Here is a 1,912-nt window from a genome sequence, read left to right as displayed (position 1 = left end):
CCGATCATCCCCGCCCCACTGATCAACACCGTCCCCTCCGGATCCAACCGACGAGGCACGGTCAGCACGACCTTGCCCACGTGCCGGGCCTGGCTCATGTGGCGGAACGCGTCCGGGGCTCGCCGCACGTCCCACGGGGTCACGGGAAGGGGGTTGAGCAGCCCTCGTTCACATAGGTCCACCAGCTCCACCAGGATCTGCTGGATCCTGTCGGGGCCCGCCTCTCGCAGGTCATATGCCTGGTACACGACGCCGGGGTGCGCGGCCGCCACCTCGGCGGCATCGCGGATGTCCGTCTTGCCCATCTCGAGGAACCTGCCGCCGCGCGGCAGCAGGTCGAGCGAGGCATCAGTGAACTCGCCCGCCAGCGAGTTCACCACCACGTCCACGCCGCGCTGCCGCGTGTGCGTCAGGAATCGCTCCCTGAACTCGGTGGTTCGCGACGAGCCGAGGTGTTCGTCGTCCAGGCCGAGCGGTCGCAGGGCGGCCCACTTGCCGGGGCTTGCCGTTCCGTAGACCTCGGCGCCGAAGTGCCGGGCGAGCTGGGCCGCGGCCATGCCCACGCCACCCGCGGCCGCGTTGATCAGGACCGATTCACCCGCCCGCAGTCCCGCCAGATCCCGTAGGCCGTAGTAGGCGGTGAGGAACGTGATCGGCACGGACGCCGCCTCGTTGAACGACCAACCCCTGGGGATGGGCGCGAGCAGGCGGCGGTCGGTCACCGCCCTGGTCCCGATGGCTCCGAAGTCGATGTCGAACGTCCCCATCACCCGGTCGCCGGGCGCCAGGTCCGTCACCTCGGCGCCGACGTCGAGCACGACCCCGGCCGCCTCGCCGCCGATGCCCCGCTGGCCCGGCACCATGCCGAGCGACACCAGCACATCGCGGAAGTTCAGCCCGGCGGCCCGCACCGCGACCCGCACCTGTCCCGGGGCGAGCGGTGCCAGCGCCTCGGGGCTCGGCACCAATGTCAGCCCCTCGAACGTCGACCCGTCCGCGCTGTCGAGCCGCCACGCCTCCGCTCCCTCCGGCACGGCGAGACCCGGGTCCGCGGCGCTGCGGGCGAGGCGGGGGGCGGCCAAGGTGCCCTGGCGGATGGCGAGTTGGGGTTCGTCGACGGCGATGGCCGTGGTGAGGGCGGTGGCCAGGGCGGCGCGGCTCGCGGGCTGGTCGTCGAGGTCGATCAGGACCAGGCGGTGGGGGTGTTCGGCCTGTGCGGAGCGGATGAGGCCCCAGACGGCAGCGGCCGGAGGGCTGGTGAGCTCGGTGGACGAGGCGGTGGCGACGGCGCCACGCGTGAGGACGGCCAGGCGCGCGCCGTCGGGGCGGTCGTCGTCGGCCAGGTAGTCCTGAACGACGTGGAGCACGTGGCCGGTCAGGTCACGGACGTCGCCGCTCGCCCCGGTGAGATTGAGCAGTTCAACACCCTCGGGGATCTTGGCCGCGCTCTCCTTCGGGGTGAGCGGGACCCATTCCACCCGGAACAACGACTCCCCCGCCGCCGAGCGCCCGGTGCCCTTCGCGAGTTGGTCCACGGCGATCGACCGCAGCGTCAGTGCGTCGATGGCTGCCACGGACTGGCCCTCGTGGTCGGCCAGTTGAAGCGAGACGCCGTCGCTGCCCACGGGTACCGCCCGCACCCGTAGCGCCGTGGCGCCGCTGGCGTGCAGGTTGACGCCGTTCCAGGCGAACGGCAGCGGCGTGCGCCCGTCCTCCGTCGGCCCCTGCCCCTCGCAGAACGTGCTCGCGTGCAGCGCGGCGTCAAGCAGGGCGGGGTGAAGGCCGAAGTGCCGGGCGGAGTCGGCCACTTCCTCGGGAAGGGCAACCTCGGCGAACACCTCACGGCCTCGCGACCACGCCCGGCGCAGGCCCTGGAAGGTCGGACCGTACTCATAACCCGCCTCGAACTGGC

Annotated in this window: 1 protein-coding gene; it reads right to left on the bottom strand. The window is 72.5% G+C overall.

Annotated features, from left to right (window positions below):
* On the bottom strand, nucleotides 1-1,912 hold a 1,912-nt coding region (locus tag DEH69_RS28315; RefSeq protein ID WP_147255898.1), incomplete at both ends, for a polyketide synthase dehydratase domain-containing protein.

It is taken from the genome of Streptomyces sp. PT12, assembly GCF_003311645.1.
GTDB lineage: Bacteria > Actinomycetota > Actinomycetes > Streptomycetales > Streptomycetaceae > Streptomyces.
Note: the sequence above shows the minus strand (reverse complement) of the source record. Positions and strands in the feature narration are given on the sequence as shown.